Below are 26,926 nucleotides of genomic sequence, written 5' to 3' on the forward strand. Positions count from 1 at the left end.
CGGCAAAAATACCCGGACCGTCTATCCCCGCGGAAGTGAATCGGACGAGCGGTGACATCGCGTTCAATCACGTGTTTACCGCTTCAACTGCCCTGACAATGAAGCATTAACCTTGATGGTTGGTTAATGACGCCGGCCCGGAATGTGGGGGCTGAACGCAGAACGCCTCCCGGCCAAGGCGCAGGAGGCGTTTTGGAATTCTGCTTGCAATCAGATGATGACGTGCGAACCCAGTTCCACCACGCGATTGGTCGGCAGGCGGAAATAGTCGGATGGGTCGATGGCGGCATTGGCAAGGCCGATGAACAGCCTGTCCTGCCAGTGCGGCATGCCCGATTGCGCATCCGGAACCAGCTTGCGCCGTCCCAGATAGAACGAGGTCGACATGATATCGAACTTCAACCCGGTCTTGCGGAACAGGCCGAGCGCCTGCGAGACGTTCTGGGTTTCCATGTAGCCGAAGCGCATTTCCAGCAGGCTGAAGCGCTCCGACAGGCTGCTTGCCGTGACACGCTGGTCCTTGGGCACCACCGGTGTGTTCAAGGTGCGGATCGTCAGGATGAAGTTCTGCGCGTGCAGCACGTGGTTGTGCTTGATATTGTGTAAGAGCGCTGCCGGCGTCGATTCCGGATCGCTGGTCAGGAAGATCGCCGTTCCCGGCACCGACACAGGCGCATGTTCGCTCTTGCGCTCGATCGATTTGACGAAGGAGGCGAGCGGAATGTCGGTATGCCGCGTCTTGTCGTGCAGGATCTTGGTGCCGCGCCGCCATGTCCACATGATGACGATGATCGCTGCGGCGATCAGCACAGGCACGTAACCGCCGTCATGGATCTTCAACATGTTGGCGCCGAAGAAGACCAATTCCAGCATGAGCAGCGGCAGCAGGGTGCCGATCGCCAGATAGAGCGGCCACCGCCAGCGCACCCGCACGAACTCGTAGGCGAGGAACGTATCGACGACCATCGCGCCGGTGACGGAGATACCATAGGCGGTGGCGAGCGATTCGGACGAGCCGAAGACGAACACCAGCAGCATGACGCCGAACATCAGCAGCATGTTGACATTGGGCAGGTAGATCTGGCCGGTCTGGGTTTCCGACGTATGAAAGATCGCCATGCGCGGCAGGAAGCCGAGATGGATCGCCTGGCGGGTTAGCGAGAAGGCACCCGTGATGACGGCCTGGGCGGCGATGATCGTGGCACAGGTGGCAAGGATGACCACCGGCAGCAAGGCCCATTCCGGGAACATCAGGTAAAACGGATCAGACATCGCTTCCGGATGCTTTAGGACGAGAGCGCCCTGCCCCAGATAGTTCAATGCCAGCGCCGGAAAGACGAGGCCGATCCACGCCCACTGGATAGGCTTGCGGCCGAAATGGCCGAGATCGGCGTAAAGCGCCTCGGCACCCGTGACCGTCAGGAAGACGGCGCCGAGCACGACAATGCCGACATAACCGGCGTGAAACAGGAAATGAACGGCATAATAGGGATTGAACGCGGCGAGAATGCCGTAGTCGTCGGTAATGTGGCTGATGCCGGCAACCGCCAGCACGATGAACCACAAAGCCATGATCGGGCCGAAGAATTTCGAGACTGCCGCCGTGCCGCGCGATTGCACGGCAAAGAGCAGCAGCAGGATGACCACCGAGATCGGCACCACATAGGGCGACAGCGCCGGCGTCACCAGTTTCAGGCCTTCGACCGCCGAGAGTACGGACAGGGCGGGCGCGATGATCGCATCGCCGATGAACAGGGCAGCACCGGCGATGCCGAGGAAGAACAGCCGGTTTGCGCGCTTGCTGGAATATTTCATCAGTAGCGCCAGCAGCGACAGCGTACCGCCCTCGCCATTGTTGTCGGCCCGCAGCAGGAACAGCACGTATTTCAGGGTGACGATGATGGTCAGCGTCCAGATCATCAGCGAGATCAACCCGATGATCTCAAGACGGGTCACGCCATCAGCGGAAACCGGGCGCAGGGCTTCGCGAAACGCGTAAAGCGGGCTGGTACCAATATCGCCATAGACAACACCGATCGAACCAAGGGACAGAGCCAGAAGCTTCCGTATTGCCTTGTCGCGCGTCTCCGGTTGAGCTGCAGAATGAGACATCTGAATATTTCGGGCTCTCAGAGCCAGCCTTTCCAGCGAAAGAAATAGTAGGGGACGATGGCCGAAATCACCATGCCGATCACGGCCATGGGATAACCGAACGCCCATTTCAGTTCAGGCATGAAGTCGAAGTTCATGCCGTAGAGCGAAGCGACGAGGGTCGGCGGCAGAAAGACGACCGCTGCAATCGAGAAAATCTTGATGATGGCGTTCTGTTCGACGTTGATCAGCCCAAGGGATGCATCCAAGAGGAAAGTGATGTTTCCCGAAATGAACGAGGCATGCTCCGACAGCGACTGGATATCACGCGAAATTGTCCGACAAAGCTCCTTGGTCTCCTTGTTCTCCTGAACCGCCGGGACGGTATAGAGAAATGTCAGGACGCGGGAGAGCGACGCAAGGCTGTCGCGGGTCTTCGCCACCAGCCGGTGATGCGACGCCACGTCCATCAGCTTGGCTTCGAGATAATGCGGCGGCCGGCGCTTGCCGACGGGCCGATCACCGAACACCTGCAGTGACAAGCCATCGATCCGGGCAACGGCGATCTCGAGAATCTCGGCGGTGCGATCGACGATGGTTTCGAAAAGCCGCGTCACCAGGACCGTTCCGGTCGCGCACCCGCCGGGAATGCGGTGCATCGCGGCCGTGAACAGATCGAATGCCTTGGGCTCGTCATAACGGATGGTGATCAACAGGCCCTTGGTCAGAACGAAGGCGATATCGGCTAGCTCCGGATGTCCGCCTTCAGCCTTGCAAACCAGCGATGCCGTCATGAAAACAGCATCCTTGGCGGTGTAGAGACGGCTGGAGGGCTCGATGTCCTTCAGGTCGTCGCGGGTCGGCACGTCGATGCCGAGGAACCCCTCAACCAGAAGATCTTCGGCCTTGTCCGGACGCAGCATGTCGATCCAGACCACATCGGACGGCAGGGACGTGGGAGGCTGCGCCGCGCTGATAACCACGGCTTGCCCATTGTCACGATAGGCAGTGATCATGCTGCGGACCTTGTGCGGGCGCCATCGGCGCAGACGCAGGCTATCACCGCATCGCGGTGGCGACGGACGGTAACAGGAGCCGGACTATGGCGAACCGGAACCGGCCGGCCGTATAACATCAAAGCTGCGCGCGGCAGATCCATATGGAAACTCTCGTCGTTTACGACAAACCCTCAAACGGTCATCACAGTCATGCGGAGCCCGACGGAGGGCAGCACCGCTGGTGCAGCCTTGCGGATGCGGGGAGGCATATGGAACAAGGCACACTTAAAATCAATGCAGAAAGTGGCAAAGCGCCACAATGTCGCCTAAAGACTTAACGACGCTCGCCGCCCGAATGTCAACAGCCGCCCTTTTCGGTTCGGGTTTTCCGCAGCCCGCGCGGCAGATATCAGCGACTTTCCGCTTTCCTCGCCGGCTTACTCGAACACGATGTTCGGCATGGTGCGGGCCTTGTCTCCCTGATGGGCGCCGACCTGCTCCCAGACCTTCCTGGCGATCTCGCGATAGACGCGGGCGATCTCGCTGTCGGGCTCGGATGCAACAACGGGCGTGCCTGCATCGGACGTCTCGCGGATACCCATGGTCAAGGGCACTTCGCCAAGGAACGGCACGCCGATCCGCTCGGCCTCCTTGCGGGCGCCGCCATGGCCGAAGATATCGTAGCGATTGCCGGTATCGGGAGCGATGAAGTAGCTCATGTTCTCGACGATGCCGAGGACCGGAACCTCGACCTTGCGGAACATCGCCAGCCCCTTGCGCGCATCGATCAGCGCCAGGTCCTGCGGCGTCGAGACGATGACGGCACCGGCCAGCGGCACCTGCTGCGCCATGGTCAGCTGGGCGTCGCCCGTCCCCGGCGGCATGTCGACGACGAGCACGTCGAGATCGCCCCAGGCGACTTCGCGCAGCATCTGCAACAATGCCGACTGGATCATCGGCCCACGCCAGATCATCGCGACTTCCTCATCGACGAGGAAGCCCATCGACATGACCTTCAGACCGTAATTTTCCATCGGCCGGATCATCCGGCCTTCGATCTGCTGCGGCCGTCCGGAAATCTTCAACAGGCGCGGCATCGACGGGCCATAGATATCGGCGTCGAGAATGCCGACGCGCAGACCATTGGCCTTCAGCGCCAGGGCGAGGTTGACCGATGTGGTCGACTTGCCGACTCCGCCCTTGCCGGAGGCAACAGCGATGATCGCGCCCACGCCCGGAATCCCGGCTTTTGCCGCAGCCGTGGGTGTACGCGGAGCGGCCGCAGCGGCAGCGGGTGCGTGGCTGTGGCCTGCATGGGAATGGCCGGCGTGCGAATGGGCCGCCTGGGATGGTGCGGCAGCGGGCCGCTGGACCGGCGCGGAAGACGAGGCGCCTTTCTTGTCGGCCGTCAGCGCCACCATAGCGCCCTTGACGCCCGGGATATCCTTGACCACCCGTTCGGCGGCGGCACGCAAGGGATCGAGTTCGCGCGCCCGCTCGGCCGGGACGGTAATCGAGAAATAGACCTTGGAATCGGAAATGAAGACATCGGAGACCAGACCCATATCGACGATATTGCCGTCCATATCCGGTCCTCGAACGCCTCTGAGCTTGTCGAGAACCTGTTCCTTGGTCACGTCGGTCATGTCATTCACTCCTGCCGCCAGCGCGGCTGGTTTGCCCTGCTGTCTCTGCCATGCGTTTCTGCACTGTCATTCATACCAGTCCCGCCACTGGAAAACCGACCATCGGGACTGGCTATTAGATAATCGAGCCGGAGTGTTTCGCCAATGAGGCCGGTCAGAAAAACCGGAACAAAAGAAAAGGCCGCTCTCTGCCGTGTGGTGTCCGTACATCCGGGATCACCTTTTGGCTGAAAGCGGCCTTGTCTGTCGCGACCTTCTTGGGCGCAGTCCTTATTATAGTCCCCTCTGGACATGCCTTTTACAAAGCAGGAACCGTGCCAGTTTGGGAAAGCCGTTGAAAACCGGCGTTTGGCGATCGGCGCCAGTGCGGCGCAACATCAAATCCGGCTAGTTATTGTGCAGTTGCGTTGCACAGCTTGCGGCATTGCCGGATTTTGCGACAAGGACGTTGGCAGAAGGGCGCCAGCAGGCGCGCCCTTGTTCTTGCTCAAAATTCGTCCCAGCCGTCATTGGCCGGAGCAGCAGCAGCGCCGCCATGTCCCTGGAATGCACCGGCAAGTTTTTGGCCGAGCGAGCGGGCGGGCGACTGGACAGCCGGTGTCGTCACCGAGGCCGGCCGGATGCCCGGCTTTGACAGGGAGGAACTGCGGACGGGAGCGGCGGGTGCCCGGTGCGATCCGGTATCGGCCGCAGCACGGTGCAGGCTCGCCTGTGACACCTCGCCAAGCTGGAAATTCGACAGCAGCGTCGTCAGCGCCGAGGCTTCGGCGGCAAGCGTGTGGCTGGCAGCGGTCGATTCTTCGACCATGGCCGCATTCTGCTGCGTGCCCTGATCCATGACGTTGACGGCGCGGTTGATGTCGTTGAGGCCGATCGACTGTTCGCGAGCCGCCTCGACGATCGAGGAGACACGCAGGTTGATTTCATCGACCTCGTGGACGATCACTTCCAGCGCCTTGCCGGCCTGGCCGACCAGTTCGACGCCGGTCTTGACCTGCTGACCGGATTTCGAAATCAAAGCCTTGATTTCCTTGGCCGCATTGGCCGAACGCTGGGCGAGTTCACGCACTTCCTGGGCAACGACGGCAAAGCCCTTGCCTGCATCGCCGGCACGCGCGGCTTCGACACCGGCGTTGAGGGCGAGGAGGTTGGTCTGGAAGGCGATCTCGTCGATAACGCCGATGATGCTCGAGATTTCCTGCGACGACGTTTCAATCTGGCCGACGGCATCGATGGCACTCTTGACGACGGCGCTCGATGTCTGTGCACCCGATTTTGCCTTGGCGACCAGCTGGCCGGCCTCTTCGGCACGCACGGTGGAGTCCCGCACCGAGGCGGTGATCTGGTCGAGCGCTGCGGCGGTTTCCTCGACGGAGGCAGCCTGCTGTTCGGTGCGCTTGGCCAGATCGTCGGCCGAGGAGCGGATTTCGGCCGATCCGGCCTGAATGCCGAGCGCATTATTGCCGACCGACTGCAGGGTCTGCTGCAGGGTGGTCATCGAGCTGTTGAAGTCTTCGCGCAGCGCGTCAAGCGAGCCGATGAACGGCGTCATCAGGCGGAACGTGACGTCGCCGTCGGCCAGCCGCTGCAGGCCGGTGCCGAGTTCGGTGACGGCAAAGCGCATCTGGCGCTCGTTTTCCTGCGTCTCTGCGGCGCGGCGCTGGCGTTCTTCCTCGCTGAGCGTACGGGTTTCTGCGGCTTCGGCCTCAAGGCGCTGCTTGGCGATCGTCGCGTCGCGCAGGATGGCAAGCGAACGGGCCATGTCGCCGATTTCGTCATTGCGCTCGGCATCGCCAATGACGATACCGGTATTGCCCCTGGCGATTTCGCCGGTGGCATTGACGATGGCTTCGAGGCGGCGGCGGAAGCGGTTGGAGATCAAGACACCAAGCAGCACCAGCAGAACCGAGGCGACACCGATGATAATGACGGAAATCCAGGCCATGCGCGTCAGATAGGCAAAGACTGTCGATTTCGGCACGGAGACGATGGCGTACCAGGCGGTATCCGGCAACAGCTGGACGGGAACGGCCACGGAAAGGAAATCCGTCCCATCCTCGCCGGCGACCTCGACCGGCTTGCCCGGGTTGTCAATCATCTGCTGCCACGCGGCGGCATCGACGCTGCTATCCTTGAACGCCTTGCCGAGATTGTCGGCGTTGACGTGACTGAGGAAATGTCCGCCTTGCGAGACGAGCGCGACGTTTCCATCGCCGAGTGGCTTCATGCCGGCGAGTTTCGATGTCAGGCTGTCGAGCGCAATGTCGATACCGGTGACGCCGAGTGGCTTGCCATCGACGGTGACGGGACCGACCAGTGTGGTCATCATCACATCCTTGCCATCGACCACGTATTTGTAGGGTTCGATCACCACCATCTTCTGTGCCTTGAACGGCAGCTGGTAGTAATCGCCCGGCCCAGGCTTGTCGTAGTCGGTGAGCGGCGTCACATCGATCTTGCCACCCGCACGAACCCAGTAAGGAACATAACGACCGGTCGCGTCATGTCCCGGCTTGTTGACATAATCTGCATCCTTGCCGTCGAAAGCGTTCGGCTCCCAGCCGCTCCAGACACCGAGCGCGAAGGGACTGTCCTGAAGAGCCTTTCGCATCATCGCATCGGCCGAGGTGCGGTTTGCCGCCCCGGATGTTTCAAGCGCTGAAAAAACGCTCTGGAAGGTCGCGACGAGCTGCAGGCCCTGTGTCAGCTGCGATTTCAGATCGGCGGCGGTCAGCGCGGCGGCGGCGTTCATTTCGTCGACGCTGCGACGTTTGACTTCGGAATAGGAGATCCAGAACAGTGTGCCCGCAGTCACCACCGTGGCAAAGAGCCCGGTCGCCACCACGGAGAATATATTACGGGAGGTCGCAGTCTTGAACAGCATCTCGTATCCTCGCAAGCGCGACGGCAACGGGCGAAGGCCACACGTGTTGCTGCGTCACATGAATATCATTTTGGAAAATGGTGCGGGGGATGCATTCATGCGGCAGTGCAATGCGTCCTTCCAGACGAACGATGCCGGCAATGTAAACAGCGTCTGACGATCCTTCCCCGGTCATGCCGAAGACAGGAGTGTTGACGCATCCTCCCAGTGAAATCATTCCACCGGCAGTAAAGGTGCGCTGCAAATCTTAATGTTCATCTAAAAAGCCAGCAATAATCGCAGGGGCTGCTTAAATCTTGGCCGGGCGGCGAGCAAGCGCACTCAGTTGATATAGCCCTTCTTCATCGCCTTGACGACAGCTTGCGTGCGATTGACCGCATCCAGCTTCTTGCTGACATGGTTGAGGTAGTGGTTGACCGTGTGTTCGGACAGGCCAAGTATCCCGGCAATCTCCGAACTCGTCTTGCCGGCGGCAGTCCAATTCAGACATTGGATTTCACGCTCCGACAGCGCAACGGGGGCACCCTTCCAGAACGAGCCGATTTCCGTCAGGCGGTTGTAGACATGGATAGCGATCATCTGCAGTTCCATCATCGCAGACATCGGCAGATCGGCACGCCGTCCCATCCAGATCACCGTGGCCCGGCTGCCATCGGCATCGTGAACCGGGAAATAATTAGCCTGCAAAATCCCGTGATCGCGCAACATGCCGATATATTCGTTCGTCTGCGGCAGGCGGCCACTCTCCTTCTCCCAATCGTCAAGCGTCAACTGGAACGGCGTCGTGGTTTCCCTCAGACGGCGGATGCCGGTCGAATGTTTCAGCAGCGAGATGCTGTCATATGTCGTGACCAGATCCGCCGGCATGTTGGACAGGATCGAGGCGCTGGAGAGCTTGTCCGCATCGAAGGACGGAACCATGCAGACAAGAAACGCCTTGAAGCCGAAGGCCTGGGTGATCCTTTTCATGTAGCGGATCGCATCGAACTGGGTTTCCAGTGCTGCGATATCCGAGGCGAAATCTCCGCCGCGCGACTGCTCTTTTTCGATCGGTTCTGCCATCAACGTATCGCGCATTCACAAACTCCGCCGCACACTTGAGTGCGTTGCCGGCCAAGCCCCTTGGGGCTTGCCCGATATTTCACCCTACGCATCATGCCGGTTTCCTGCTTGCATTCATAAACATTTCTCAATTGATCAATCCGGCACGTATCGCTTTTGCCACGGTTTGAACGCGATTGACAGAATCCAGTTTGCGGGTGGCGCGGCTGAGGTAGTGGTTGACTGTGTATTCCGACAGATCGAGGATCTTCGCCATTTCCGTGGTGGTCTTGCCCTCGGCCGCCCAGTGCAGGCATTCGACTTCGCGCCGCGACAATACTGCAGGCATGGGCGCGCGGATCGCCTTGATTTCACTCAGCCGGCCGAACAGGTGAGCGGCCTTGTAGGTCAACTCCTTCAATTCGGCGGAATTGACCAGTTCGCGATTGCCGCCAAAAGCGATTGCGCCACAGGTGCCGTGCACATCGTGGACTGGGATATAGACGCCGCGCCGCAGGTTGACCCGCTCGAACAGGCTGAGGACTTCGCTTCCCCTGCCATCCGAGCGCCTCGGGGAATCAAGCGTGGTATCATAGGTGAAGGGAATGGTGCTCTTGCGCAGACGGGCGATGACCGGACTGCCTGCCATCATATTGGCCGCATCATAGTTGATCAGGAAATCCTTGGGCCAATTCGTCATGACCACGGTATCGGAAAGGCTGGAGCAGGTTTTTGCCGGCACGACCATCACCAGAAAGCCGTGAAAGCCGTAGATATGCGAGACTGTTTCCAAAGCCTGCCGGACATCCGCTTCCCGCGTCATCGCCTCGGTCCCCCGTTGTTCCGCGGTAACCGTGCAGGGTGATAGATGTCCGCTGAAATCCACCATTTTCTACCTCTTCCAGGCCCGCACCCAAAGTATTCGGCGTCACGAAAACCGTTCCGCCGCGCCCCAGGCTTTCTTGCCGGTTTCAATCCCGGCAATCCCGTCTTCGAGGCGGGATTTCGAACGTCGGCAGGCACAGAATCTGATATATTAAAACTACAGGTCCGACTTCCCCACGTCCAGTCGATTCGCCATTCACCGTAAAGGCATTACGAAAGTCTAACGGCCAGGGCCAAGACGGATTTCGACGTCTTCGCTGATCGCCAGAGCCACTTGGCGAACCGGGCGTGCCCAGTTTTCCAATTGCTCCATCGTCACCCGATATGCCGGCCCCGTCACGGATATGCCGGCGACGAGATCTAACCCGGCATCATGGATCGGAGCGGCAACACAGCGGATTTCCGTTTCGTGTTCCTCACGATCAAAGGCATAACCCCGCAGACGGGCCTCGTCCAGATCATGCATCAAAGAGGCCACGGAAAGATGTGTATTGGCGGTAAAACGACGGAAAGTCAGCTGGCTCAGCGTGTCGGCGAGCCGGTCCGCCGGCAGCACGGACAGCGCCGCTTTCCCAAGGCCGGTGCAATAGACCGGAGAGGCATTGCCGATCTGCGATTGCATCCGCACCGTCTGGCGGCTTTCCACCTTGTCGACATAGATGATCTCAGTACCACGCAACACACCCAGATGAACCGTTTCGCCGGTTGCTTCATGCAGGCGCCGCAGATGCGGAGCGGCGACGGCGCGGAACTGGTTCTTCGACCAGGACCGGTAGGCGAACTTCAGCAATCGCAGGCCGGGCTCGTAGCAGAGATCACGCCCCTGCGTCAGCAATCCTTCTTCGACGAGATGGGAGAGCTGCCTGTGCAGGGTGCCACGCGGCTGGCCGGACAAAGCCAGAATATCGCTGAACCGCAGCGGCTGGTCGGACGTCACGACCGTCTCCAGCACGGAAAGAACCTTGCCCAGCGTGCCCGTCCCGCTATGGTGTGCAGAAGCCGAAGAAGACGTATCCGTTTGGTCGTGTTCCATCATGCCTGTCCATTTGCCGCACGCCGGGGCATTGACTTGACAAGCCAACATGTCCAGCGCGATAATTCCAAATAATAAGATACAGTTCCAAATAATGGAACAGCAAACATGTAAAAGCAAGCATGCGTTGAGATGCTTGCATCCGGGAGAGCACACAATCATGGCCTTGCCAGCCGCACAATTTCACGACCTGAAAGGGCGTGGCGTCCTGATCACCGGCGGCGGCTCGGGCATCGGAGCCGCTTTGGTCGAAGGCTTTGCGCGGCAGGGTGCGCGCGTTGCCTTTATCGACATTGCCGAATCGGAAAGCATCGCGCTGGTGGAACGGCTTGCCGCTGCGGTCGACCATGCCCCGGTTTTCATCCAGGCCGATCTGCGCGACATTGCCGCGATTAAGTCCGCCGTCGATCAGGCCGCTGCCGCAATGGGGTCGCTCAGCATTCTCATCAACAATGCCGCGCGCGACGACCGTCAACCGCTTGAGGACGTGACCGAAGCGAGCTGGGACGAGAGCCAGGCGGTCAATCTGCGCCATGTCTTCTTTGCCTGCCAGGCCGCCGCCCCGCATATGCGGCGGGCCGGTGGCGGCTCGATCATCAACTTCTCGTCGATCGCCTTCATGCTCAATATGGGTGATATCCCCGCTTATGCGACCGCCAAGGCGGGTATCGTCGGCCTGACCAAATCGCTGGCCGGCAAGCTCGGACCGGACACTATCCGCGTCAATGCGGTGCTGCCGGGCATGGTGGTGACCGAGCGACAGAAGAAGCTCTGGATAGACGATGCCGCGATTGCCGGCATGCTGGAAAAACAGTGCCTGAAGCACATGCTCGTCGCTGAAGACATGGTGGGGCCTTGTCTCTATCTCGCTTCCGACTGTTCGGCGCGCATGACGGCTCAGGCCATGATCATCGACGGAGGCGTATTTTAATGACGGCAGCATCCTATGCGGCAGTGGACTGGGGAACCTCGAGTTTCCGCCTGTGGGTCATCAGCGAAAGCGGGGAGATCCTTGCCGAACGCCGCAGCGGCGAAGGCATGACGACAGCCACCAAGACCGGTTTTTCCGCCATCCTCGAATCCCATCTTGCTGCTGTTGCAGCACCGCCGCATCTGCCGGTGATCGTCTGCGGCATGGCGGGTGCCCGCCAGGGCTGGGTCGAGGCAGGCTATCTCGATACGCCGGCTCCGCTCGGCGCCATCGTCAAGGCGGCCGTCACCGTGCCCGATACCAACCGGGATATCCGCATCCTGCCCGGTCTTGCCCAGCGCAACGAAGACGCGCCCGATGTGATCCGCGGCGAGGAAACCCAGCTGCTCGGCGCCATATCGCAACTCGGCAACGGCAGTCATCTGATCTGCATGCCGGGCACGCACAGCAAGTGGGTGCGCGTTACCGGCGGCATCGTCGATGGTTTCTCCACCTTCATGACCGGCGAACTGTTCGACGTCATCGCCAAGCACTCGATCCTCAGCCATGCCGTTGCCGATGCCGGCGCCTTTGCCAATGATGATCCGGCTTTTCTCGGTGCGGTTGCCAAGGCCGTCAAAACTCCAGCCCTTGCCACCAATCTGGTCTTTACGGTGCGCAGCGGCCAGTTGCTGCATGGGCTGTCTGCCAATGATGCCAAGGCCCGGCTGTCCGGAACCCTGATCGGCCTCGAAATTGCCGGCGCGCTGGCCACGGCAAAGCCCGGAAGCAGCGTTTGCCTCGTCGCGTCCGGAGCGCTTGCCGGTCTTTATCAATCGGCCCTGTCAGCGCTCGACCTTACCCCCGTGACCATCGATGCCGATGCCGCCGTTCGCCAGGGCCTCGCCGCCGCCGCCAACGCCATCTGGCCTGCCTGAAGCCACTCGCCTATTCAAAGAAAGAACAGTCATGACCCGCATCCCTTTCCCGCCGATGAAATATCCGCTGATCGCCATCCTGCGCGGTCTGAAGCCGGAAGAAACCCAGGGCGTGGTCGGCGCACTGCTCGAAGCCGGGTTTACCGCCATCGAGATCCCGCTCAATTCGCCTGATCCGTTCCGTTCGATCGAGACTGCCGTCAAGATGGCGCCCGCCAACTGCCTGATCGGCGCCGGGACTGTGTTGACCACCGAGCAGGTGGAAAAACTCGACGGCGTCGGGGGCAAGCTGATGGTCAGCCCGAATGTCGAGACAGACGTGATCGCGCTTGCGGCCGCCCGTGGCATGGTCACCATGCCCGGCGTGCTCACCCCCACCGAAGCGCTGGCCGCCGCCCATGCCGGCGCAACGGGCCTGAAATTCTTTCCCGCCAGCGTGCTGGGCCCGGCCGGTATCGCGGCGATCCGCACCATCCTGCCGCCGGACCTGGAAATCGCCGCCGTCGGCGGCGTCTCCGACACCAATTTCGGCGACTATGCCAAGATCGGCATCAAGAGCTTCGGCCTCGGCTCCAGCCTGTACAAGGCCGGCATGAGCGCTGCCGAGGTTGCGGAGCGCGCGCGGGTCACCATCAAGGCCTATGACGCAGTGTTCGGGGCATGAGCATGAGCGAAACAATTCCCTTTTCCGGCAGCATCCTCAGCGACCTGACACTCGAACTCGGCGAAGGCCCGACCTTCGATCCGGCCACCGGCACCGCCTGGTGGTTCAACATCAAGGGCCGCGAGCTGCATGAACTGCATCTGGAAAGTGGCCGCAAAACCCTGCATGCACTGCCCTTCATGGGCAGCGTGCTGGCGGTGATCGATCCGCTGCGCCAGTTGATCGCGTCGGATCGCGGCCTGTTCATCCGCGACAGCAAAAGCGGCGAACTGACGGCCTACGCAGCATTGGAAAGCAATCCGGGCAACCGCTCCAACGATGGCCGCGTGCATCCGTCCGGCAGCATCTGGGTCAGCACCATGGGCCGCAAGGCCGAAAAGGAAGCCGGCGCGATCTATCATGTTGCCAAGGGCGTGGTGACACGGATCTACGGCAGTATCAGCATTCCGAACGGCATCTGCTTTTCGCCGGATGGCAGCATCGGCTATTTTGTCGATTCCGCCATCAATCACATCATGCGGGTCGATCTCGATCCGGCGACCGGTCTGCCGACCGGTGAGGCAACGGTCTTCAGCGACCAGAGCGGCAATCCCGGCGATGTCGACGGCTCGGTCTGCGACGCCGACGGGCTGATCTGGAATGCGCGCTGGGGCCAGGGTGCCGTCGACGTCTACGCGCCGGACGGTACACGGATTGCCCGCCACGCCGTTCCCGCCACCCAGTCCAGCTGCCCCGCCTTCATCGGCACCAAGGCGGACCGCCTGCTGGTGACCTCCGCCTGGCAGGACATGAACGACGCAGCCCGCAAGGCCGATCCGAACGCCGGCAAGACGTTTGAACTCGGTCTTACCGTCAAGGGCCGTTTCGAACCGGTTTATCAGCTCTGAAGGCTGGGGGATGGTACAACCTGTCTTCGCTTTGGGGCTTTCGACCCAAAAACGTAAAACCGGGCTCGATGTTCGGTTTTACCGCCTTTGCTCCGGCGCGGGATAAAAAACCTCATTAAAAGTTCCCTCGAAAATTGCATAATTTTTTGCGGAACCACTCCCAGCCTGCCACGTTGTGTCTGCATCACCGGTGCGGCGGTAAGATTTTGGATGCCGCGCCTTGATCGACAAAAAGAACGAAAAGGTAGGTTCACAATGACCAAGAAACTCGTGACTTCCGTCGCTGCAGGTGCACTTTTTGCAGGCGTAACCATCTTCGCGCCAATGGGCTTTGCTCAGGAAACCACCCAGCCTTCGGCACAGCCGCCGGCGATGGAAACACCGATGACCGGCGAACAGCCCGCCGACGCGATGAAGAAGCCGATGGACCAGTCAGCCGCAACTGCGCCTGCGTCTGGCGCCGGTTACCTGACCGAACAGGGGGCCGACCAGATCGCCGCCAGCACCTATATCGGCCAGTCCGTTTACAATGCGTCGGATGAAAGCATCGGCGAGATCAACGACGTGATCTTTACCAAGGATGGCTCGGTCGAAGCAGCCGTGATCGGCGTTGGCGGCTTCCTCGGTCTCGGCGAAAAGAACGTTGCCGTTCCGCTCGATACGATTGCCGTCGCCGATGTGCCGAATTCCGACGACCTGAAGCTGACCACGGCGGAAACCGCCGATACGCTGAAGGCCGCACCGGAATTCAAGACCAAGTCGCAGCAGGTTGCGGAAAAGAATGCCAATGCCCCGGTCGATACGACAACCACGTCGGCCACGGCTCCGGCAACGGACGTGAAGCCGGCTGAATAAGCCTGCATCCAACCAGTAAGCGTTCTCGGACGCTGGATGATATGCAAAGGCGCTACCGGAAGGTGGCGCCTTTGTCATGCTGACTAGTGTGCAGATTGGCTATTTGACACAGACGATATCCCACCTCCGTCATCCTCGCCCTTGTGGCGTGGATCCAGCGACCCGACGTCTGTCGGGTCAAAAAGTCTTTCAGCCCAAGGACTTGGGCTGACTGGATCCCTGTGACAAGCACAGGGACGACGGAGAGTTTGGCTGTAGCTCGGAGAGCCCAACAACCTCTCGGCACAGAGCACGAACCGTTAGCCGTTCGATGGTGGCACCTTGAGCCTCATCTTCAAAACAGCACTCCGTACCGCAGCGCGTCATAAATTCCCGCATGGATATTGCGGCTGGCGACGGCGTCGCCAATGCGGAACAGGTCGAACACTCCGTCGGGATTTCGCATCTTGATCGGGTTTTCCTGGCGGATCAGGGCTTTGTAATCCACCGCACCCAGATTGCTCGACAGGGGTTTCAGCTCGAGATAGAGGCCGGCCATCGGCAGGGTGCCGTGCTCGACGACGACCTGGGCGACGCGCCGTTCGACCGAGGCATGCGCCGAATAGTCCGAGCCCAGCACCGCCACCAACTGATTGCCCTCGCGGCGCACCGATTTCAGCCTTGTGTTGATGGTCACCCGCACATTCTTTTCCGCAAAGGCCTTGGCATAGGGCACATGGTTCATACCACCAATTTCCGGTGCGAACATGCGTTCCGGCGAGACGATCTCCAGCTCGGCACCGGTGGCCGCGATCATTTCCGCTGCCGTCATGCCGGTATGGGCACCATTGTCATCGTAAAGCAGGACCGGACCTTCGGGCTTGATGGCACCGGCAATGATATCCCAGCTGGACACCACCAGGTCATCGCCCGCCTCAAGCAGCGAATTTTGCGCGATACCGCCGGTGGCGATGACGACCAGATCGGGTTTTCGCTCCAGAATATCGGTGGCTTCGGCAAAGACATTGTAATGGATGGGAACGCCCAGCCGCTCCAGCTCGGACAAGCGCCAGTCGACGATGCCGATCATTTCCCTGCGGCGCGGATTGCGGGCTGCCAGCAGAATCTGGCCGCCTGCTTCGCCGGTCGCCTCCAGAATTTCGACCGAATGGCCGCGCTCGGCCAGTACCCGGGCCGCCTCCAGCCCGGCGGGTCCGGCGCCGACCACGACCACCTTACGCAGTGGCCCGGTTGTCTTGGAAATCACATGCGGGATGGCCGCCTCGCGGCCTGTGGCCGCATTGTGGATACAGAGCGCGCCGCCGCCCTCGTAGATGCGGTCGAGACAATAGGTGGCGCCGACGCAGGGGCGGATCTGGCTTTCGCGGCCCTCGATGATCTTTTTGACGATATGCGGATCGGCGATATGGGCGCGCGTCATGCCGACCATGTCGAGCTTGCCCTCGGCAATCGCGTGACGGGCGGTGGCGACATCGGCGATGCGGGCGGCGTGGAAAACGGGAAATTTCGTGGCCGCGCGAACGTCGCCTGCGAAATCCAGATGCGGCGATGCGGCCATGCCCTGGATCGGAATGACATTGGTCAGATGCGCATCATGGTCGATATGGCCGCGAATGATGTTGAGGAAATCGACCTTGCCGGAACCGGCCAGCCGCCTGGCGATCCCGACGCCCTCCTCCCGGGACAGGCCGATATCCCATTGCTCGTCCGCCACCATGCGGATGCCGACGATGAAATCCGGCCCGACGGCCTTGCGGACGGCATCGAGCACCATGTCGGAGAAGCGCATGCGGTTATCCAGCGAGCCGCCAAACTCGTCGTCGCGATGGTTGGTCGCCGGCGACCAGAAGCCGTCCATCAGGTGGCCATAGGCTTCGAACTCGATGCCATCGAGCCCGGCCGCCTGCATGCGCTGGGCGGCACTGGCATAATCACCGACGATGCGCTCGATGTCCCAATCCTCGATCTCCTTGGGAAACGCCCGGTGGGCGGCTTCGCGCACCGGCGACGGCGACAGCACCGGCAGCCAGTCACCCTTGTTCCAGCCGGTGCGGCGGCCAAGATGGGTGAGCTGGATCATCACGGCGGCGCCGTGCTCGTGACAGTCGTCGGTGATCTTCTTCAGCCACGGCACGATCTCGTCGGAATAGGCATGGAGATTGCCAAACGCCGGCGGCGAATCCTCCGAGACGATCGCCGATCCCGCCGTCATGGTCAGTGCGATGCCACCCTTGGCCTTTTCAAGATGATAGAGCCGGTAGCGGTCCTTCGGCATGCCGTCTTCGGAATAGGCCGGCTCATGCGAGGTCGACATGATCCGGTTTTTCAGCGTCAGATGCTTGAGCTGGTAGGGCTGGAGAAGCGGGTCTTTCGACAGGGTCATGGTCTGGCTCAGGTTTCAAGTTCGAGACTGTTGCAGCACCCCTCACCAACTTCGGCCAAGGGCTCGTAAACTCGCCCGGCCTGCGTATCCTCTCCCGCAAGGGGAGAGGAAGACATGCGGAGGGCGCCTCAGTTTTACCTCTCCCCTTGCGGGAGAGGATAGCAAGCCCGGGCGAGACGCATGTCGAGCCCTTGGGCGCGCTTGGTGAGGGGTAACCTCTCAATACCAGGCATCCGCCATGCTGTTCTTGCGTTTCGTCATATACTCCGTCAACGCCTCGTCGATTGCCACGTCCAGAGGCGGCGCTTCGTATTCGGCCAGCGTCTTTTTCCAGCGTTTGTTGGCGCGCGCCGCCATGTCGGTCGAGCCGCCCTCCTCGCTCCACTTCTCGAACGGCTCGTTGTCGGACAGGCCTGAATCCCAGAATGCCGTCTGGTAGTTGCGCATCGTGTGGTCGCAGCCGAGAAAATGGCTGCCGGGGCCGACCTGCAGGAAGGCGTCCATGGCGAGCGTATTGTCGTCCACCACCACGCCTGCGAGGTAGGAATGCAGCGCGCCGCAGAAATCCGTATCCATCACGAATTTTTCGTAGGACATGGCGAGCAGCCCATCGAGGAAGCCGGCGGAATGCAGGATGAAATTGGCGCCGCAATGCACGGCCGACAGCATCGACATGACGCCTTCCTGCATCGCCTGCCCATCCGGCAGCTTCGAATTGGAAAAATTGCCGGCACAGCGCAGCGGCAGTTTCAGCCGCCGGGCGAGCTGGCCGATGACCATCGAGCCGATCGCCGGCTCCGGCGTACCGAAGGTGGGAGAGCCCGAGCGTAGCGACATCGACGAGAGGAAATTGCCGAAGATCACCGGCGCACCCTTGCGTTCCAGCTGCGTCAGCGCGCAGCCGGCCAGCGTCTCGGCATAGGATTGGGCGATAGCGCCGGCATTGGTGACCGGACCCATGGCACCGCCGAGAATGAACGGCACGATGACCGCCGCCTGGTTGGCGCGGGCATAGGCGCGCAGCGATCTGGTCATGGTGCCGTCCCAGACCAGCGGCGAGTTGACGTTGACATTGCCGAGGATGACACAGTTGCGATCGACGAAATCGCGCCCGAAAACGATCCGCGCCATATCGATCGAATCTTCCGCCCGGTCTTCTGCGGTAATCGAGCCCATGAAGGCGCGGTCGGAATATTTGATATGGCTATAGACCATGTCGAGATGGCGCTTGTTGACGGGCACGTCGACCGGCTCGCAGATCGTGCCGCCGGAATGATGCAGCCACGGGCTCGACTGGGCCAGCTTGATGAAGTTGCGGAAATCCTCCAGGGTGCCGTAGCGGCGGCCGTTGTCGAGGTCCATGACGAAGGGCGAACCGTAAGCCGGCGAGAAGACGACGTTCCTGCCGCCGATCTCGACATTGTGAGCGGGATTGCGGGCATGCTGGGTGAACTGGGCCGGTGCAGTCGAGACGATCTCGTTCAGCATGCCCGGCTCAAAGCGCACCAGCAGACCATCGACCTTGGCCCCTGCCCGCTTCCAGTGATCCAGCGAGGCCGGATCGTCGCGAAACTCGATGCCGACTTCGCTGAGGATGCGGTCGGCGACGCGTTCGATCTTCTGGAGGTTGTCTTCGCTGAGGATATCGTAGGTCGGGATGTTGCGGGCGATATAGGGAATGCCGACGATCTTCGCCGCATTGTCACGCCGGGCCGTGCGGGCGGGCCGTGCGCGTCTTGCCGGATCTGCTTCAGTAGCCAAGAGCGTTTCCATATGATGCCTCCCCTTTTCGTAATCGAGGCTAATCGTGAAAAAGCCCAGTGTAACGCTGGAAAAATTGGAGACATGATATAAGCTCACCTTATGGAAACTCTTCGCCGCCTGCTGCCCTCCGCCTCCAGCCTGATCGTCTTCGAGGCGGCCGGAAGGCATCAGAATTTCACCCGCGCCGCCAATGAGCTGGCGATGACGCAGGCCGCCGTCTCCTATGCCATTCGCGGGCTGGAAGAGCAGCTCGGCGTGCCGCTGTTTCACCGGGTGCATCGGGCCGTGCAATTGACCGAAGCGGGCGAAAAATTCCATGCCGACGTCTCGCTCGGCCTGTCGCGCATCCAGAAATCCGCCGAGGAAATCCGCGCCAAACGCCGCGAGACCAATGTGACGCTCGCCGCTTCGACCGCCTTTGCCTCGATGTGGATGCTGCCGCGGCTGACGAAACTGCGCGAGGACCTGCCCGAGATCGACCTGCGCATCCAGACCAGCGTGCGCGATCTGGACCTCGAGGAAGAGCCGATCCCGCTAGCCGTCCGCGGCGGTGGCGATCCGGTCCACTGGCCACGCTATCATACGGCACTTTTGGCGCCCGAGGTGATCTGCGCGGTCGCATCGCCCGCCTTCGTCGAAGCCAACGGCATGCCGCAGCGGCCGGCTGATCTTTTGAAACACCCGTTGATCCATCTGGAGGAGCCGGTGAGGCAGGCCTACAGCTGGCAGGAATGGTTTGCCAGTGCCGGCGTGTCCTATCCCGCCAAGGCGCGGAGGCTGACGTTGAACGATTATGTCCTGGTGATCCAGGCGGTGCTCGCCGGCGAAGGCGTAGCACTTGGATGGAACCATCTGATCGAACGGCAGGTCCGCTCAGGCGCGCTCGTTCCGGTCGGCAATCATGTGCTGAAGACGGATCTGGCCTTCTACGTCGTCTGGCCGCGTTCGCGCGAGCTCAATCTCCAGGCACGCCGGGTGCGCGACTGGCTTCTGGAGGAAGGACGCCGGGAGCGGGAGAGTTGAGCGAAAAATCTCAGACCGCGACGGAGAGCGCCGGGCCGGCTTCGTGATAATTCTCGGCGAGATAACGCAGGGTGGTGACGGAATCGGCCGGCTTTCCGTAGAAATAGCCCTGCCCCATGCCGCAGCCGAGCCCCTTCAGTTTCAAGGCTTCCGAGAAATCCTCGATGCCTTCGGCAACGACTTCGAGGTTGAGGCCATCGCACATGGCGATGATCGCCTTGACGATATGTTCGGATGCCCGGTCGGCGGAAATGCGCGAGACGAAGGCACGGTCGACCTTGACCTTGTCGAAGGAGAAATCTCTCAGACGCCCGAGGCTCGACTGGCCCGTACCGAAATCATCGAGCGAAATGCGAACACCGGCGGCGCGAAGTTCGGTGACGATCTTTTGCGCCACGTCCGCATCGGTCATCACGGCGGTCTCGGTGATTTCCAGTTCCAGCCGGCGCGGATCAAGGCCGACCTGCCGGATGATCGACAGGACGTTGGTGCTGGTCGATGGGTCCATCAGTTGGGCCGATGACAGATTGAAGGATAAAAACAGTTCCTTCGGCCAGAGCAGCGCGGTCTCGGCCGCCTTGCGCAGCAGCGTTTCCGACAGGGAATCGATGAAGCCGCGCTCTTCGGCGAGCGGCACGAAAACGGCCGGCGAGACATAGCCGAGATCGGGATCGCACCAGCGGGCGAGCGCCTCGAAACCGACCACCGTGTCGTTTTTCAGGCTGACGATCGGCTGGAAATGGACATCGACCTCATCGGCGATGATGGCATTGCGCAGCGCCTGTTCGAGCTGCGTCGCGCGCTTCATCTCCTGGGCGATTTCCTGGGAATAGACGGTGATCTGCCCACGGCCGCGCCGCTTGGAGCGATAGAGCGCCGTGTCGGCGCTTTTCAACAGGTCCTCGAATTCCTCGCCGGCAAACGGATAGACGGCAAAGCCGAAGGAGGCGGACAGGCGGACATTGCGCTCGCCGAGATCGAAAGGGGCCGAGAGCACCTCCTTCAGCATATGGCCGATCTTTTCGGCGGCCTTGCGCTCGAACACAAGCGGCAACACGAAGGCGAACTCGTCGCCGCCGGCGCGGATCACGGTGGCGCCATCCGGCACGCAGGCAAGCAGCCGGTTGGCCACCTGGCAGAGGATTTCATCACCGGCTTCGGGGCCGAAGAGATCGTTGATCGGCTTGAACCCGTCGAGATTGGCAAGGCCGATCGTGAACGGCGCGGGATCACTGGCGCGATCGGCAGCGATTTCGCGCACCTTGTCGCGCAATCTGTAGGAATTGCCCAATCCGGTCAGCGGATCGGTATAGGCCATTGCATGCAAATCGTTCCGGCTGATGTGCTGAGACGGTGTTTCAGCAGAATTCATAAACGCATTCCCAGGATTGGATTCAAGGCAGTGTCAGGAACAGACGATGGGCATGGAGGGTTAAGATTTCGAAAGCGCCTCTTCCTCTCTTTCCGCATGCTTCTCCCTAATTCTAGGGAGTTGACATCAATAGGGTTCAAACCTGTGCTCTTGCTTGCCTTTTCTGGGTGTTTCATCGCCATTCGGACAGAAAGGGTCGTCAGCCCGTCATGCGCTCGGCTTTGGTGTTGACGAACTTGCGGTAGACGGCCTCGATCATGTCCGGGCTGATCGGCTTGGTGATGTAATCGTCCATGCCGGCGAGCTTGCTCTGCTCTATATCGATATCGAGCGCCTGCGCCGTGACGGCAATGATTGGCGTCTGGAAGCTTGCAGTCTTCTCGAGAGCGCGGATGGCGCGCGTCGCATCAAACCCGTTCATCACCGGCATCGAGACATCCATCAGCACCAGGTTCGGCCGGTATTGCTGCCACAGCTTGACGGCCTCCTCGCCATTGGCGGCGATGCGGTAGGATATGCCGAGGCCTTCGAGGATCTGGGCAAAGACGAACTGGTTGATTTCATTGTCTTCGGCAACCACGACCTCGACCTCGGGCATCGGCCGGCCGGTCAAGCTCACGTCTGGTACGATGATGTCCCAATCGGCCGGGCCTTCAGACTCTGCCGACGGCAAGGCGCCGATCCCGTTTTCGCACAAAGCCAGAATGCTGGCGCGCAGTTCGATGGCTTTCCAATCCTTGGCAATCACCAGCGACGGAGACATCGTCCAGTTCGCCACCGTCGCCAGCGCATCTGCCATCGTGCCATCGATCAGCAGGGCCTCGATCGTGATCCCGCGCGCCGCACACGCATCCCTGAAGGCTGCAAGCTCGGTGGTATTTCTGACCGCGCAGGCGTCATAACCCCAGCGGCGCAATTGCGGCACCAGGTTGATTTCGACAGCTGCCGCCGATGTCATCAAGAGAATTTTCTGCTTGCCCTTCATGTCGGGATCGATGATGGCGCCGGCTTCGACCAGATGCTGCATATCGATCGAACGGAACGGATCGTAGCAATTCTGCGCCGGGGCGAAGGCGCCGTAATCCTTGATGTCCAAAGGCGACCGGCCGGACGTGATATCATCCAGTCCGCCATAGCCGACAACCAGATCGGTCACGTCATTCATGCAGGTGACAAGCAGATATTTGCCGGGATCGCCAACGCGGAACTTGCGGGTGACGACCCAGAGATCTTCGCCATCCGCCTGGACGATCTGTTCCGGCTGGCAGTGGGCATCGCCGTTCTCCAGCGTTTCCCGGTCGGAACGTTCGAATTTTTCAGCCAGATCCGGCTCCAGCAGATCCCAGACGGATCGCCCGAGGATGGCGTCGGCGGTCATGCCGTGGATGGCACAGAATGCCTTGTTGACGGCGACATAGCTGAGATTGCGATCCTTGACGCAGATCGGATTGGGCAGGCAATCGAGGATGCCCTCGGTGAGTTCGACGCGCTCCATATCGAGCTGCATCTTCTCTTCGCGCTTCTTCTGCTCGGAAACGTCACTGATCGCGACGATGCCCAGGCCGCTCGACAGGCGACGCTTGCGCACATTGATCCAGCGTTGGCGGCCGATGCGCTCGACGGCGTCGAAACGTTCGCGCCAGTGATGCGACAGATGTTCGGAAATCCATTCGTCGCGATTGGCATGACGGCGGCTGGTCTCGGGCGCCGTGCCGCTGCGAACGCCGGAATCAAAGATCGCGCCGAGAAAATCCTTCAGCCGTGTTCCCGCCTCCAGAAAATGCACCGGAATGGGATAGAACTGGAGAATGGGGCGACTGGCAAAAACGATCTCATCATTCTTGTCGCAGACAAGAATGGCCAAGCCGAGTGCGTCAGATGTCGCCTCGAGCACGGTTTTCTGGATGTTCGCGCCGAAAGACGCTACATCATTCATTGCATAGCCCTCTTATAACCTTGGCGGCTTCTTTTTCCGGGGACATGCTGACAAACGCGCCTATCAGGCCGTATTTGGGGTTCCGTTCCTGGGCGGACAGCTGCGCCACAGGCTCCAAATGACAAAACCTGTGCTCATTCAGGTTGTCGCAGACCGTCGCAGCTTTGTATTAAGGCCAGATTAAACCCGGCCGAATTCGTCCCGGACCACCACCTCGACACAGCCGGGGATAGACCCTCCAGCATCCTTTTCATGTGCAGCCGAATCCCGGACAATAGACCATGGCCATCAAGCAACTCTCAGAAACCCTCATCAACCAGATCGCCGCCGGCGAGGTCATCGAACGCCCTGCCAGTGCGGCCAAGGAGCTGATCGAAAATGCGCTCGATGCCGGCGCCACCCGCATCGAGATCGCCACGGCGGGCGGCGGCAAGACCTTGCTCAGGGTAACGGACAATGGCTGCGGCATGGGGCCGGACGATCTGGAACTGGCGGTGCGCCGCCATTGCACATCCAAGCTCGACGGCAATCTTCTGGACATCCGCACACTGGGGTTTCGCGGCGAAGCCCTGCCCTCGATCGGCTCGGTGGCGCGGCTGACGATCACCAGCCGTCCGGGTGGCGCCAGCCATGGCGCCGAAATCGGCGTGTTCGGCGGCAAGCTGCAACCGGTGAAGCCCGCTGCCGTCAACCAGGGCACCGTGGTCGAGGTGCGCGACCTGTTCTTTGCGACGCCGGCACGGCTCAATTTCATGAAAACCGAGCGGGCCGAGGCCTCGGCCATCTCCGAGGTCGTCCGGCGCATGGCGATCGCCTTTCCGGGCGTGCGCTTCGTGCTGTCCGGATCCGACCGGACAACGCTGGAATTCCCCTCGACCGGCGACGACCGGCTGGCGCGGATTGCCCAGGTGCTGGGCCGGGATTTCCGCGACAACGCGATCGAGATCGATGCCGAACGCGAGGGCGCGCGGCTGACCGGCTTTGCCGGTGTGCCGACCTTCAACCGCGGCAATTCGCTGCAGCAATATGCCTTTGTCAACGGCCGCCCGGTGCAGGACAAGCTGATCTGGTCGGCCCTACGCGCCGCCTATGCGGAGACCATTCCGCAGGGGCGCTATCCAGTGGCGGTGCTGTCGCTGACGGTCGATCCGGATGTGGTCGATGTCAACGTGCATCCGGCCAAATCCGATGTCCGCTTCCGCGATCCCGGGATGATACGCGGCCTGATCATCGGTGCGATCCGCCAGGCACTGGCACAGGATGGCGACCGCGCCTCGACGACCGGCGCCAGCGGCCTGATGCGGGCATTCCGGCCAGAGCCGCAGCGGCCGAACGGCAACTGGACGGCCGCCGCCTCCCCCTACCGGCCGATGGATTTCGGCTCGGCGCCTGCCGGTTTCGGTGAACGGCCACAGGAAGCCTTTGCCGGGATGACAATGCCGTCGGCCCGCGCACCGTCGAGCGAACCCGAACTTGCCGCCGCCCCTCAACCGGAAAAAGCCCATCCGCTTGGCGCAGCCCGGGCGCAGCTGCATGAAAACTATATCGTCGCCCAGACGGAGGATGGCCTTGTCATCGTCGATCAGCATGCCGCCCATGAACGGCTGGTGTTCGAAGAATTGCGCAAAGGGCTGAACTCGCGGCCGATCCCAGCGCAAGCCCTGCTCATTCCCGAGATCGTCGATCTGCCGGAAGACGATTGCGACCGGCTGATCAGCCATTCGGCGGAATTCTCGCGGCTCGGGCTCGGCATCGAGCGCTTCGGGCCGGGGGCGATTGCCATTCGCGAAACACCCTCGATGCTCGGCGAGATGGATGCCGTCGGGCTGGTGCGGCAGCTGGCCGACGAGCTGGCCGAATGGGACACCGCCAACGGCCTTGCCAGCCGGCTGGATTATCTGGCGGCGACCATGGCCTGCCACGGCTCGGTGCGGTCCGGCCGGCGGCTCAGGCCCGAGGAAATGAACGCGCTGCTGCGGCAGATGGAGGCGACGCCAGGCTCCGGCCAGTGCAACCACGGGCGGCCAACCTATATCGAGCTGAAGCTTTCCGATATCGAGCGGCTGTTCGGACGCAGTTGAGCATCCGAACCGTCAATTGCGCTGGAAATTTCGGCAATGTCGCGCTAGAGCATGGTCACGACAGATGACGCTGGAACGCTCATCTTGACGCGTCCACCGGGATGCCTGTCGAGATGGCGCTTCCAAACAGCGGACGAAAATTGATGCGAGGTCGCAGGACGATGAACAGATTCGAGGGCAACGGCAACCGGGAAGCCAAGATCCGCTATCTCGACGGCGACTTTCAGATCGTCTTGCCCGGATCGCATGTCATCTGCGCAATGACCGGCGCCGTCATCCCGGTCGATGAGCTGCGCTACTGGAGCGTGGCGCGACAGGAACCCTATGCCGACGCCGAGGCCTCCTATGAGGCGGACAAGCGCGCCGGCATCCTGCCAAACCAGATTTAGACGTTCCGTCATTCCAACGTAATCGCGCCCGGTGGCACTCGTGCCTACGACTTGCGCAGATTGCGGGTGCGGGCCGCCTTGACCGCAGCATCGATGATCTTGCCCGGTGAGCCGGGATCGTCGAAGCGGACTTCCACTTCGATCACCCTGCTCTTTTCTATCAGCTCCCCGGCGCGGCCATGCCCGGGTTCCAGCCGCACCATATCCTTGGCGGTGGTCACCAGCTGGTAGCCATGGGCGGCGGCATGATCGAGCAGATCGCCGATCTCGTCCTCTGAAAAATGGTGATGGTCCGGAAAGCTGCGGGTTTCGGCGATGATCGCCCCTGTTTCGCGCACCGTGCGGAAGAATTTTTCCGGATCGGCAATGCCCACCCAGGCCATCACCGCAACATCCTTCAGCCCGCCATCGTCGAGATGTTCGACATTGGCGGCGTAGATCGGCTTGCCGGCGCGCGCCGAGCGGCGGATCAGCGCGTCGGCACGATCGCCATTACCGATCTTCAACAAAGCTGAGGCATGGCGGATCTGCTGGGGAATCGGCGCACGCACCGGACCGGCGGGGATCAGGAAACCGTTGCCGATGCCGCGGCGGCTGTCGATCACCAGCAGCGAAAAATCGAAGGTCAGCCGGGCGCTCTGGAAACCGTCGTCCATGATGATGATGTCAGCCCCTTCAGCCACCAGCCGGCGGGCGCCCTCGACGCGCTTGCGGCAGACCACGGCCAGACCCTCGCGGGCGAGAAGCAGCGGCTCGTCGCCGACGTCGCGGGCGCGGTGATGGGTGGGATCGACCACTGTCGTGACGTCGAGCGAGCCGCCATAGCCGCGGCTGAGGAATCCCGGCTTCAGCCCGCGCTGGCGGGCAGCACGGGCAAGCGCGATCGCGGTCGGCGTCTTGCCGGCTCCACCGACGGTGAAATTACCGACGCAGATGACCGGGATAGGCACGGACGCGCGGCGCGCATGATCCATGCGCGAACCGGAAATGCGGCCGTAAATCCAGGAGAAGGGCCAGAGGCCGTAGGCGCGCCAATCCGCCTTGGTCCACCAGAATGGCGGTGCATCAGAAACCATCAGTCCTTCCGGGCCTCCCAGCGCCGGCCGGTTACTTCCGGATTTCGCAAAGTCTTGCGCGGCGACATTC

Annotated in this window: 20 protein-coding genes; 8 read left to right on the top strand and 12 right to left on the bottom strand. The window is 61.3% G+C overall.

The window, feature by feature from the left end; translation table 11 throughout:
* Positions 1–210: 210 nt before the first annotated feature.
* The 7 genes from ACP7BS_RS06270 to ACP7BS_RS06300 form a co-directional block, all read right to left on the bottom strand.
* Positions 211–2,112: a potassium transporter Kup gene (locus ACP7BS_RS06270; protein WP_426236992.1), complete on the bottom strand. Its 1,902-nt coding sequence runs from the start codon at positions 2,110–2,112 to the stop codon at positions 211–213.
* A 17-nt stretch (positions 2,113–2,129) separates the two neighbouring features.
* Positions 2,130–3,107 (bottom strand): magnesium transporter CorA family protein, encoded by a 978-nt coding sequence (locus ACP7BS_RS06275; RefSeq protein ID WP_426236994.1) that lies wholly within the window; start codon positions 3,105–3,107, stop codon positions 2,130–2,132.
* A gap of 419 nt (positions 3,108–3,526) precedes the next feature.
* The gene (gene apbC / locus ACP7BS_RS06280) at positions 3,527–4,735 is read right to left on the bottom strand and encodes an iron-sulfur cluster carrier protein ApbC (protein WP_426236996.1); all 1,209 of its coding nucleotides are present in this window, start codon (positions 4,733–4,735) and stop codon (positions 3,527–3,529) included.
* Between the two features lie 487 nt (positions 4,736–5,222).
* On the bottom strand, positions 5,223–7,619 hold the full coding sequence (locus ACP7BS_RS06285; RefSeq protein ID WP_426228920.1) for a methyl-accepting chemotaxis protein: 2,397 nt from the start codon (positions 7,617–7,619) through the stop codon (positions 5,223–5,225).
* Between the two features lie 321 nt (positions 7,620–7,940).
* A complete protein-coding gene (locus ACP7BS_RS06290; protein WP_426236998.1) occupies positions 7,941–8,696 on the bottom strand; it encodes a LuxR family transcriptional regulator in 756 nt (251 codons plus the stop codon).
* A gap of 112 nt (positions 8,697–8,808) precedes the next feature.
* Positions 8,809–9,549, bottom strand: a complete 741-nt coding sequence (locus ACP7BS_RS06295; protein ID WP_426237000.1) for a helix-turn-helix transcriptional regulator — start codon at positions 9,547–9,549, stop codon at positions 8,809–8,811.
* 216 nt (positions 9,550–9,765) lie between these two features.
* The gene (locus ACP7BS_RS06300) at positions 9,766–10,578 is read right to left on the bottom strand and encodes an IclR family transcriptional regulator (protein ID WP_426237002.1); all 813 of its coding nucleotides are present in this window, start codon (positions 10,576–10,578) and stop codon (positions 9,766–9,768) included.
* A 160-nt stretch (positions 10,579–10,738) separates the two neighbouring features.
* Between ACP7BS_RS06300 and ACP7BS_RS06305 the strand changes: the two genes are divergently transcribed.
* From ACP7BS_RS06305 to ACP7BS_RS06325, 5 genes are all read left to right on the top strand, one after another.
* On the top strand, positions 10,739–11,509 hold the full coding sequence (locus tag ACP7BS_RS06305; RefSeq protein WP_426228923.1) for an SDR family NAD(P)-dependent oxidoreductase: 771 nt from the start codon (positions 10,739–10,741) through the stop codon (positions 11,507–11,509).
* On the top strand, positions 11,509–12,426 hold the full coding sequence (locus ACP7BS_RS06310) for a 2-dehydro-3-deoxygalactonokinase (RefSeq protein ID WP_426237004.1): 918 nt from the start codon (positions 11,509–11,511) through the stop codon (positions 12,424–12,426). The genes ACP7BS_RS06305 and ACP7BS_RS06310 overlap by 1 nt, the downstream gene beginning before the upstream one ends.
* Positions 12,427–12,457: 31 nt before the next feature.
* Positions 12,458–13,090: a 2-dehydro-3-deoxy-6-phosphogalactonate aldolase gene (locus ACP7BS_RS06315; protein ID WP_426237006.1), complete on the top strand. Its 633-nt coding sequence runs from the start codon at positions 12,458–12,460 to the stop codon at positions 13,088–13,090.
* A 2-nt stretch (positions 13,091–13,092) separates the two neighbouring features.
* Entirely contained in the window at positions 13,093–13,977 is an 885-nt protein-coding gene (locus ACP7BS_RS06320) for an SMP-30/gluconolactonase/LRE family protein (RefSeq protein WP_426237008.1), read from the top strand.
* Positions 13,978–14,232: 255 nt separating this feature from the next.
* Complete coding sequence (locus ACP7BS_RS06325) at positions 14,233–14,832, top strand: PRC-barrel domain-containing protein (RefSeq protein WP_426237010.1); 600 nt, start codon at positions 14,233–14,235, stop codon at positions 14,830–14,832.
* A 334-nt stretch (positions 14,833–15,166) separates the two neighbouring features.
* On the opposite strand, the gene ACP7BS_RS06330 is transcribed toward ACP7BS_RS06325, so the two are convergent.
* Together ACP7BS_RS06330 and ACP7BS_RS06335 are read right to left on the bottom strand one after the other, a co-directional pair.
* Positions 15,167–17,215 carry an NAD(P)-binding protein gene (locus ACP7BS_RS06330; RefSeq protein WP_426237012.1) on the bottom strand — a complete coding sequence of 683 codons (2,049 nt, stop codon included), beginning with the start codon at positions 17,213–17,215 and terminating at the stop codon, positions 15,167–15,169.
* Between the two features lie 219 nt (positions 17,216–17,434).
* On the bottom strand, positions 17,435–18,988 hold the full coding sequence (locus ACP7BS_RS06335) for a trimethylamine methyltransferase family protein (RefSeq protein WP_426237014.1): 1,554 nt from the start codon (positions 18,986–18,988) through the stop codon (positions 17,435–17,437).
* A gap of 90 nt (positions 18,989–19,078) precedes the next feature.
* On the opposite strand from ACP7BS_RS06335, the gene ACP7BS_RS06340 reads away from it, so the two are divergent.
* Positions 19,079–20,002, top strand: coding sequence for a LysR substrate-binding domain-containing protein (locus tag ACP7BS_RS06340; RefSeq protein WP_426237016.1), 924 nt, complete (start codon positions 19,079–19,081; stop codon positions 20,000–20,002).
* Between the two features lie 10 nt (positions 20,003–20,012).
* Here ACP7BS_RS06340 and ACP7BS_RS06345 read toward each other — a convergent pair whose 3' ends face one another.
* The gene (locus ACP7BS_RS06345) at positions 20,013–21,374 is read right to left on the bottom strand and encodes a putative bifunctional diguanylate cyclase/phosphodiesterase (RefSeq protein WP_426228932.1); all 1,362 of its coding nucleotides are present in this window, start codon (positions 21,372–21,374) and stop codon (positions 20,013–20,015) included.
* Between the two features lie 199 nt (positions 21,375–21,573).
* Complete coding sequence (locus ACP7BS_RS06350; protein ID WP_426228933.1) at positions 21,574–23,310, bottom strand: response regulator; 1,737 nt, start codon at positions 23,308–23,310, stop codon at positions 21,574–21,576.
* A gap of 281 nt (positions 23,311–23,591) precedes the next feature.
* Between ACP7BS_RS06350 and mutL the strand changes: the two genes are divergently transcribed.
* Together mutL and ACP7BS_RS06360 are read left to right on the top strand one after the other, a co-directional pair.
* Positions 23,592–25,391, top strand: coding sequence for a DNA mismatch repair endonuclease MutL (gene mutL / locus ACP7BS_RS06355; RefSeq protein ID WP_426237018.1), 1,800 nt, complete (start codon positions 23,592–23,594; stop codon positions 25,389–25,391).
* Positions 25,392–25,552: 161 nt separating this feature from the next.
* Entirely contained in the window at positions 25,553–25,780 is a 228-nt protein-coding gene (locus ACP7BS_RS06360) for a DUF2093 domain-containing protein (protein WP_113243156.1), read from the top strand.
* Positions 25,781–25,824: 44 nt separating this feature from the next.
* On the opposite strand, the gene lpxK is transcribed toward ACP7BS_RS06360, so the two are convergent.
* Positions 25,825–26,856 (bottom strand): tetraacyldisaccharide 4'-kinase, encoded by a 1,032-nt coding sequence (lpxK, locus tag ACP7BS_RS06365; RefSeq protein ID WP_426237020.1) that lies wholly within the window; start codon positions 26,854–26,856, stop codon positions 25,825–25,827.
* Positions 26,857–26,926: the final 70 nt, after the last annotated feature.

It is taken from the genome of Pararhizobium sp. DWP1-1-3 (assembly GCF_049896125.1).
Taxonomy (GTDB): Bacteria; Pseudomonadota; Alphaproteobacteria; order Rhizobiales; family Rhizobiaceae; genus Pararhizobium.

Bases quoted from the DNA above. Each gene is read 5' to 3' on its own strand.
- ACP7BS_RS06315 (WP_426237006.1), top strand. From the start codon at position 12,458: ATGACCCGCATCCCTTTCCCGCCGATGAAATATCCGCTGATCGCCATC.
- ACP7BS_RS06285 (WP_426228920.1), bottom strand. From the start codon at position 7,619: ATGCTGTTCAAGACTGCGACCTCCCGTAATATATTCTCCGTGGTGGCG.
- apbC (WP_426236996.1), bottom strand. From the start codon at position 4,735: ATGACCGACGTGACCAAGGAACAGGTTCTCGACAAGCTCAGAGGCGTT.
- ACP7BS_RS06275 (WP_426236994.1), bottom strand. From the start codon at position 3,107: ATGATCACTGCCTATCGTGACAATGGGCAAGCCGTGGTTATCAGCGCG.
- ACP7BS_RS06290 (WP_426236998.1), bottom strand. From the start codon at position 8,696: ATGCGCGATACGTTGATGGCAGAACCGATCGAAAAAGAGCAGTCGCGC.
- ACP7BS_RS06320 (WP_426237008.1), top strand. From the start codon at position 13,093: ATGAGCGAAACAATTCCCTTTTCCGGCAGCATCCTCAGCGACCTGACA.
- ACP7BS_RS06345 (WP_426228932.1), bottom strand. From the start codon at position 21,374: ATGAATTCTGCTGAAACACCGTCTCAGCACATCAGCCGGAACGATTTG.
- ACP7BS_RS06360 (WP_113243156.1), top strand. From the start codon at position 25,553: ATGAACAGATTCGAGGGCAACGGCAACCGGGAAGCCAAGATCCGCTAT.
- ACP7BS_RS06305 (WP_426228923.1), top strand. From the start codon at position 10,739: ATGGCCTTGCCAGCCGCACAATTTCACGACCTGAAAGGGCGTGGCGTC.
- ACP7BS_RS06295 (WP_426237000.1), bottom strand. From the start codon at position 9,549: ATGGTGGATTTCAGCGGACATCTATCACCCTGCACGGTTACCGCGGAA.
- ACP7BS_RS06335 (WP_426237014.1), bottom strand. From the start codon at position 18,988: ATGGAAACGCTCTTGGCTACTGAAGCAGATCCGGCAAGACGCGCACGG.
- lpxK (WP_426237020.1), bottom strand. From the start codon at position 26,856: ATGGTTTCTGATGCACCGCCATTCTGGTGGACCAAGGCGGATTGGCGC.
- mutL (WP_426237018.1), top strand. From the start codon at position 23,592: ATGGCCATCAAGCAACTCTCAGAAACCCTCATCAACCAGATCGCCGCC.
- ACP7BS_RS06325 (WP_426237010.1), top strand. From the start codon at position 14,233: ATGACCAAGAAACTCGTGACTTCCGTCGCTGCAGGTGCACTTTTTGCA.
- ACP7BS_RS06350 (WP_426228933.1), bottom strand. From the start codon at position 23,310: ATGAATGATGTAGCGTCTTTCGGCGCGAACATCCAGAAAACCGTGCTC.
- ACP7BS_RS06300 (WP_426237002.1), bottom strand. From the start codon at position 10,578: ATGGAACACGACCAAACGGATACGTCTTCTTCGGCTTCTGCACACCAT.
- ACP7BS_RS06340 (WP_426237016.1), top strand. From the start codon at position 19,079: ATGGAAACTCTTCGCCGCCTGCTGCCCTCCGCCTCCAGCCTGATCGTC.
- ACP7BS_RS06270 (WP_426236992.1), bottom strand. From the start codon at position 2,112: ATGTCTCATTCTGCAGCTCAACCGGAGACGCGCGACAAGGCAATACGG.
- ACP7BS_RS06310 (WP_426237004.1), top strand. From the start codon at position 11,509: ATGACGGCAGCATCCTATGCGGCAGTGGACTGGGGAACCTCGAGTTTC.
- ACP7BS_RS06330 (WP_426237012.1), bottom strand. From the start codon at position 17,215: ATGACCCTGTCGAAAGACCCGCTTCTCCAGCCCTACCAGCTCAAGCAT.